We start from the raw sequence: 7,905 nt of genomic DNA, 5'->3' as shown, positions 1-7,905 counted from the left end.
GGTAGCACAAACCGATCCTGAATCGTGGATGGGACCGCGCCCCATGATATGGGCGGCCGAATTGCATCAATACAACGGCAAGTACTATTATTTTGCCACTTTCATGAACCGCAAAGTGATTATCGACACAGTAAAAGGAAATGAAATTGAACGACGCGCCAGTCATGTTTTGGTTAGCGACAAACCCGACGGGCCTTATGTTCCGATGAAAGACTCCATATACCTGCCGGCAGATAAACCCACTTTAGACGGAACCTTCTGGGAGGATAAAGACGGAAAACCTTACATGGTTTATTGCTACGAGTGGCTGCAAAACTGGAACGGCACCATTGAAAAGATAGAACTGAAACCGGATCTCTCGGGAACGATTGGTGAAGGAAAGGTTTTATTTCGTGCACACGATTCGCCATGGAGCCGCGAGAAAGATGAGCAGGGAAACATCACCCCGAATAAAGTTACCGACGGACCGTGGTTATTCGAAACCCAAACCGGTAAACTGGGCATGTTATGGACCAGCTGGGTTTTTAGCGATTATGTTCAGGGTGTTGCCTACTCCGAAAGTGGCACTTTGGATGGCCCGTGGATACAGGAGAAATAACCTTTTACGCCTCCTAATTTTGGGCATGGTATGCTGTTCCGTACTTTCAAGGGTAAGTTACTCCTGTCGGCCCACAGTCATAAAGATGTAAACGGGCGTTATGTTCGAATACCTCATTTGTTCGAGGTGGACGATTCGGGCGATAAACTCGTAATTGTTGGGCCCTATAAGCCTTAGAACCTTGAAATATTTAATGTCAATCAGAAAAAAATCCTGAATTTACCCTTAAACTAAAGTTTAAAAGGCAAAAACTTGCCGGCCAGGGCTTAAACTAACGTTTAAAGCCCAAAAGGAACACCCGACGAGGTTTAAACAAACGTTTAAGCCCCAAAAGGAACGCCCGACGCCGTTTAAACTAACGTTTAAGCCTCAAAAGGAAGACCGGAAGCGTTTAAACAAACTTTTAAGCCTTCACCGGAGCTCCGCCGGCGTTTAAACAAAAGTTTAAGCCTCAAAATTGTTTTTTGCTTTAAACTTTTGTTTAACCCTCCGGATAGCTTTTTCCAGTTTCGGTATAAAACTCTTTATTTCAGATTGTTTTATATTCGCTTATCACTTTTCAAGAAAGCCGATAAACTTTTCCATGGTATTGATCTCCGCTTCACGGCCGCAAGCCGACGATACCCAGGTTGTTAATTGTTTGCCCGGTTTGCTGACGAGAAGAAACTGCGTGCCATCGTCTTCAGTTTTTACAAAATCAGCCGGATCATACATTATAGCTGCGCCTAACTCAACCAGTTCGGCAGCTACATCTTCCGGATGTAAACCCCAGGTGGCAATCAATCCATCCTTTTTGTAAATCTCCTGTCCTTTGTGATAATTCACCCCGGTAACAAATTGTACGGGTTCGTCGGTTAAGGCAAAGGCTTCCACTTTGGCATTTCGTTCGCCCGAATACGCCGTAACGCGCACCAACACATCAATTTTTCGCCCCTTGTAAGGCACATCTTCCGATAACATTTCCATGTAAGAGCAGGTAGGTTCTTTTACAACACGTGCCGTACGATTCGAAACAGGGTTCAGTCTCACAACCTTTTCTTCATCCCACAAACGAACACCACCTAATCCAAGGGTTTCTCCGACTTTGTAATAATCCGCTCCCCAGCCCTCTTTTTGGTCTTCTGCGGATGGATACCACTCTTTTTCCTTCAATTCCAGCTGTGGTTTGGCTTTCGAATAAACATCAATAGCCACTTTATCGCTAAAATAAATGCGCAGGGCCATCCACTCGTTCTCTACAGCCGGACCATGATGCCCGATTGTATTGTACAGATCGCCCGATTCGGCGCTAATTTCGCTCTGTTGCAAACTGTCCGAGCGCATAAATAAACTTACATCGGTTTTATTTTGTGCCTGAGCCGTTGCAATCAGAACAACAGCAAATAACAGCAGTACTAATCTTCTCATCTTCATTTTCGGTTTTGTTTGACTTTATTTATTTAATTCAATGGCAGCCACAATCAAAGGTGCAACACCTTTTTGGTCGTTATCCACTTTTTTTTCTGTAACGTAGTAGTTATAATCGGCTTCACGATACGGATTTCCTCCCAAACCACAAGAGCCACAAGTATTGGTTAAAGTTACAAATCCATTCTCTTCTTCCGAAACCAGGTTTTCAACTAAACTGTCGAAAGCTTTATCCGCGATGTCAAAATAATCCTGCTGCAGCCAGTTGTTTTTAGCTCCTTTGGCAAAGGCGTAGATAAACATTGCCGATCCCGATGCTTCCAGGTAGTTTCGGTCTTCGCCTCCCCTGTCCATCACCTGGTACCACAGTCCGGTTTCCGCATCCTGAACCTTCAGAATAGCTGCACTCAAATCATTCAGAATAGTGATCAGTGTTTCCCTGTCTTTATGATCTTCAGGCAGATTTTCCAGCACATCAACCAAAGCCATCATGTACCAGCCGGTTGCACGGCTCCAGAAGTGTTTCGACTGGCCGGTTTCTTTGTTGCACCAGCGTTGCTCGCGACTTTCGTCCCAGGCATGGTAAACCAGCCCCGTTTTTTCATCGAGGGTATGTTTATACACTTCCTGCAACTGAAAAGTAACCTCATCAAACCATTGCGGCTGATCGAATTCTTTGGCATAACGCGACAAAAACGGAGAGGCCATGTACAAACCATCCAACCACATCTGATAGGGGTATATTTTTTTATGCCAAAAACCGCCCGAATTTGTGCGCGGATGACTTTTCATTTGTGCTACCAGTGTTTCTGCCCCCAGGCGGTATTTCTCGTCGCCATAATCCTGGTACAACGTAATTATGCTGTTACCGGGCCGCACACGGTCGATGTTATAATCCGAAATCTTGTAATCGTCGATGCTGCCATCCTCGTTCACGAAAAAATCAATATAATCTTTAAGGTATGCGCCATATTTCGGATCAATATCCTTAAGCTTATATATGGCATCGCCCAAAAAGGCAAAATCGTACTCGAATTTAGGATTATCGCGTTTATAATAAATCAGACTGTCGGCCTCATGCAATACGGTTTCGGCAAATTTTACCGACCACAAAGGTTCGGTTGTTTTTGCTGAATTTTGTTTGGTATTTTTTGAATTGCATCCGATCAGGGCAACAATCAGGAAGATAATTGAAAATGCTCTCATTGGTTTAATTTTGTTTTATAACAAAACTAATCTAACCGCAAGATTTTCAAAAGTAAAAATGTATTATATCGCGGGAAGCTATTCACAAATATCGTAAAATCGTGCTTAATAGGCACTATTTATAAGTTTAAATACCGTTATCGGAAAAAATACAACAATAGCAATAAAAAATTCTTTTGGGTTAAAAAGGATCTTCGGAAATTCCGAAGATCCTTTATTGAAACTGCGATTGTTTTATTTGTATGTATATACTCTTTCGTCGTTTATCACTCCGCTCCAGTTCAATCCATAGGCAAAATCATAAACATTGCCCATTTCATCGGTATAACTGTCCATGTCGCGCTGCACGTCTTCAAACTGCTCTTCTACCGTTTTCATGTTGGCAGGTAACTGGAAAGGCAGCAAACCAGAAGGTTCTGCATTACCTGTAACCAAATCCATGATCGCCTGATCCTGCACACCACAGTGAATTAAAATAGCTTCGGCACTCTTTTCAAACTCGGCCGGAATAAACGGATTGGCCACATTTACCACCACAATTACAGGTTTATCCCCCATTTTTGCTTTCATCTCGTTCACCACTTTCATGTCGTATACATTAGCTGCCTCGGTTGATTTACCTTTGTAACTTCTGTTGGTAAAGTCTTCGAACGGGCTGCCGCCTGCAATGCTTTCCTCGCGGGCATATTCAGCGGTATATGGTCCGTACTGAAGTGAAATTGGAACATATCCGTTACCGCCTTTTTCCTTATCTTCAAGCGAGTATCCGGTTCCGCCCTGCGGACTTGAAATCAAACAAATTGCCACGTCTGCCTTCTCAGGAGCATCAACAACCTCGAAATAGCTGGCAACCATATCCATGTTTGCAGCGTCGCTCCATTTTTCTTCGCTACGCATACCAAACCAGTTGGTTCCGGCAGGTGTATATTTTTGTGGAATATATACTTTCAACTTTTTCTCAAGCGGCAAAACGCCATCCTTGTTTTTCAGCATCACCACTGATTTTAGCTGCGCTTCGTAACCGGCTTTCATGTATTCCGGGTTACCTACAATTTCTTCCGATTCTGCTACTACCAGGTAAGGATTTTCAAAGAGCCCCGGACGGAAAATATTTTTGAGCAAACGAACGGCCGATTGCTCAAAACGATTGCGCATATACTCTTCGCCATGTTCCTTCACCCCCATTTCATAAGCTTCCAACACAGGACCTTTTTCATTGTTTCCACCAAACTGGTCGGCACCGGCCTCAATTACTTTGTAGTGACGTTCGGCAACTGAAAGATTTTCTACACCCCAGCATTTTCCCCTGAATTCGTGCACATTTGCAGCATCTGCAGTAATCATCCAATCGGTACAAACCACGCCATCGTAACCATATTCACCTCTTAACAAATCAGTAATGATGTATTTGTTATAGGCATTTCCTACGTTTTCGCCATTCTTCTGGTCGATATTGTACGAGATGGTATAATAAGGCATAACCGCTGTGGCTTTTCCGGTTGGGCCATCCAGTTTAAAAGCACCTTCGGTAAACGGTTTTAGCTGATCGGACAGGTTGTTGCCCGGGTAAACAGCATATGCGCCATAACCAAAGTGTGCGTCGCGGCCACCTTCTTCAGGGCCACCGCTTGGCCAGTGTTTTACCATGGCATTTACACTTTCAAATCCCCAACCGCCGGCAATTTCTTTTGCCGCTGATGATGTTTGAAATCCATCGACATAAGCACGCGTGAGGTCGGCTGCCAAACCGGGATCTTCGCCCATTGTTCCGCTAAAACGGCTCCAACGCGGTTCGGTCGATAAATCGATTTGTGGAGAAAGCGCAGTTGCAATTCCCAAAGCACGGTATTCAATTGAGGCTATTTCGCCAAATTTTTTCATTACAGCTGGATCGAAAGTGGCTGCCAAACCCAATGTTGTAGGCCACATCGAAATATCGCCACCGGCACCCGCATTGTATTCGGTTTCCGCTCTGGTTCCGTGGCGGGGATCGGTACTGGTGTTTCCGGGAATTCCCAAACCAAGGCCTTCAACCAAAGCCTGCATGTTGTTGTTCCATTGCGCTGCAACGCCCGGACTTTCAACGGTTGTAATTAACACATGACGCAAATTATCCTCGGTAAGAAACTTGATTTGCTGATCGGTGAGATCGCTACTTGCTGCGCCACTTTCATCAAGAGATTTTCCGTTGTAGGTTCCGGCACCAAAACCACCACCTCCGGCAGGTATCGACTGGTGTCCGCTGTATAACATTAAACCGGCAATTTGTTCCACCGACATTTTTGAAGCCAGATCTTTGGCTCGTTCGTCAACCGGTTTGCGCCAGTCTTCGTACACATCCAGCTCGCCGTTTCTATTTAAATCCTTGAAAGCATAACCTCCATCAGTAAGAAGTGTTACTCCCGATTTTGGGGAATACCCCAAAGTTGCTCCACCTTCGTTATGAACGAGATTAAAATCTCCCATTTCTTCTTCGGTCCATTTTGGACCACAGCCAATAATCAGTGCCGCAAACAGAAATGCGACAGATAAAATTTCCAGTTTTTTCATATTGAGTTTAATTAGTTGCACATCGTTTTATTCAGAATAAAAATCATCAAGAAATTGAAGTAGTTCAATGCTTGGCAAATCGCCACACGCTGATGTGGTGTTAAAACGCATCGCTTTTAGATTGTCGGGAGTTGCTGCTTCCCACTCCGGTAATCCTTCCGCATTTGGATCTCCTGATGTGGCAAAATTCACCCAGTAGTCCGACATCAGATCGGCCAGTTTATAATCCGCCTCAGTCCATGGGCGCGGGCTCATTTTCAGGTTATTGTAGGCATACGGAACTTCTCCGGTATGGAAAGCCCCAAAGTCGCTCATTCCATCGGCATAAGGAACATCACGCTCAAAACGGTACATAAAAACCTTTGATGTTGCCTTTTCGTTCTGTAGCAACATCCATTTGTACGACTGAATACCAAAAGTTTGCAAGGCACCAAGATCATTCTGAATGGCAAAAGCTTCTTCATCTGTTTTTAATGGAAATTTCGCTAAAAACTCATCGGCCTTATCGCCGAATAGTTGTTTTACACGCTCTTTGAACTGATCGGCAGGAACAGGTGTCCCTCCAAATCCTTCATCTTCGTTCCAGCCAATAATTACCGGAATAACGTTTTGTTCTCCGTTGGCAAATATTTCACTAACCGGTTTGGGAAGAAAATAACCGTCAACAATCGGATTTCGTAGTCCGGGACCACCTAAAATCTCTTCGGCACTTTTGGCACGCAATTCTTCAACAGACGATGCGCCTAATGACTCGGCAAATTTTACACCGGCTTCCTCAGCAGATTTCAGGCTGCCTCCACGTGCCAAGGCATTGGTTGAAAGCACCGCACCACCACTCTCGGCAATGGCACGGTGAATCAATCCTTTTGTTAGCGGACTAGCCACTAAATAATTAACACTAAACGCACCGGCCGACTGTCCGGCAATGGTAATATTGTTGGGATCGCCGCCAAAAGCAGCAATATTTTTGTTCACCCATTTCAGGGCTTCAACCTGGTCGAGCAAACCATAATTTCCTGAAGCGTTGTACGGCGATTCAGCAGTTAGTTCAGGATGTGCCAAAAATCCTAATGTTCCTACACGATAGTTTATCGTTATAAAAACAAGGCCTTTCTTTGCCATTTCTACGCCATCGTAAATCGGCACAGCGCTTCCGCCACTTGAAAAACCACCACCGTAAATGTAAACCAGCACCGGATGTTTTTCAGTTGCATCTTTGGCCGGAGTCCAAACATTCAGGTACAAACAATCTTCGCTTAAGGGCTCTTTCGGAGCGATAAACTCCTGAGTCCACATACTAAACGGCATTGGTGTTGCCTGCATCGGGCTGGCTGAAAATTCAGTGCATTCCTTCACGCCTTCCCAGGGTTCAACGGGTTGCGGTGCTTTCCAGCGCAAATCGCCAACAGGCGGAGCAGCAAACGGAATTCCCTTAAAAGTGGTAATTCCGGTACTTTCATCAAAAGAACCGCTTACCGTTCCATCGGCAAGGATTACACTGTCATTTATTTGTTTGGGCGGCGGAGTAGAACATGCCCCAAATGCCAGAGCTATACCCAAAAACAGAATTACGCGAATGTTTTTCATAAGTACCGGTTTACAATTTGTTTAGTCTTTAAATGGTTGTTTATGCACAGGTTAGGAAAAGGGAACTCCCCCCCTGAACTATATCAGGGAGAGAGTATTTAACTAAGTCCCACTACCTATGCATTTTTTCAAAGTCGCGTTCAGGCACCATTGCTTTTGATACCTTCTGAACTGTAATATCGTTGGCAACAGAGAATGTTGCTTTTTCTTTAATGTCTTTTGAAGAAGCTCCGACTTTTACGGTATAATCGCCGGCTTCTGTAATCCAGCTTGTACTTGCTTCATCAAACGAAGCCAAAAGTGCGGCGTCAATATCAAACGAAAGTGTTGCCGATTTACCCGGTTTTAACAAAGCTGTTTTACCAAAGGCTACCAACTCTTCTTCAGGTTTTTCAAGCGATTTACCCGGCGCACTTGCGTATACCTGAACCACTTCTTTACCCGCAACATCACCGGTATTTTTCACATCGATGGAAACCGTAATTTTTCCATTAAAATTTTTGTCGCTCAGTTTCAGGTTGCTGTATTCAAATGTTGTGTATGATTTTCCGTATCCG

6 protein-coding genes are annotated in these 7,905 nt (G+C 44.4%); 1 reads left to right on the top strand and 5 read right to left on the bottom strand.

All coding sequences use genetic code 11. The features are described 5' to 3' along the window. A partial coding sequence (locus ABZB17_RS17635; RefSeq protein WP_372652073.1) for a family 43 glycosylhydrolase occupies positions 1-598 on the top strand: 598 nt, incomplete at its 5' end. 552 nt (positions 599-1,150) lie between these two features. On the opposite strand, the gene ABZB17_RS17630 is transcribed toward ABZB17_RS17635, so the two are convergent. From ABZB17_RS17630 to ABZB17_RS17610, 5 genes are all read right to left on the bottom strand, one after another. Further along, positions 1,151-2,005 carry a DUF4861 family protein gene (locus ABZB17_RS17630; RefSeq protein WP_372652071.1) on the bottom strand — a complete coding sequence of 285 codons (855 nt, stop codon included), beginning with the start codon at positions 2,003-2,005 and terminating at the stop codon, positions 1,151-1,153. 24 nt (positions 2,006-2,029) lie between these two features. After that, complete coding sequence (locus tag ABZB17_RS17625; protein ID WP_372652069.1) at positions 2,030-3,211, bottom strand: glycoside hydrolase family 105 protein; 1,182 nt, start codon at positions 3,209-3,211, stop codon at positions 2,030-2,032. A 234-nt stretch (positions 3,212-3,445) separates the two neighbouring features. Further along, positions 3,446-5,761: a glycoside hydrolase family 3 N-terminal domain-containing protein gene (locus ABZB17_RS17620; protein WP_372652067.1), complete on the bottom strand. Its 2,316-nt coding sequence runs from the start codon at positions 5,759-5,761 to the stop codon at positions 3,446-3,448. A gap of 27 nt (positions 5,762-5,788) precedes the next feature. Beyond that, positions 5,789-7,348: a carboxylesterase/lipase family protein gene (locus tag ABZB17_RS17615; RefSeq protein ID WP_372652065.1), complete on the bottom strand. Its 1,560-nt coding sequence runs from the start codon at positions 7,346-7,348 to the stop codon at positions 5,789-5,791. A gap of 112 nt (positions 7,349-7,460) precedes the next feature. Next, the coding region (locus tag ABZB17_RS17610; protein WP_372652063.1) for a fibronectin type III-like domain-contianing protein at positions 7,461-7,905 on the bottom strand (445 nt) is incomplete at its 5' end.

This window comes from Draconibacterium sp. (assembly GCF_041583095.1).
Classification (GTDB): domain Bacteria; phylum Bacteroidota; class Bacteroidia; order Bacteroidales; family Prolixibacteraceae; genus Draconibacterium.
The sequence above is the reverse complement of the archived record's forward strand: the minus strand, read 5'-3'. Positions and strand labels throughout refer to the sequence as shown.

Excerpts from the sequence above, each read along its gene's own strand:
- ABZB17_RS17620 (WP_372652067.1), bottom strand. The coding sequence starts at position 5,761 with ATGAAAAAACTGGAAATTTTATCTGTCGCATTTCTGTTTGCGGCACTG.
- ABZB17_RS17625 (WP_372652069.1), bottom strand. The coding sequence starts at position 3,211 with ATGAGAGCATTTTCAATTATCTTCCTGATTGTTGCCCTGATCGGATGC.
- ABZB17_RS17630 (WP_372652071.1), bottom strand. The coding sequence starts at position 2,005 with ATGAGAAGATTAGTACTGCTGTTATTTGCTGTTGTTCTGATTGCAACG.
- ABZB17_RS17615 (WP_372652065.1), bottom strand. The coding sequence starts at position 7,348 with ATGAAAAACATTCGCGTAATTCTGTTTTTGGGTATAGCTCTGGCATTT.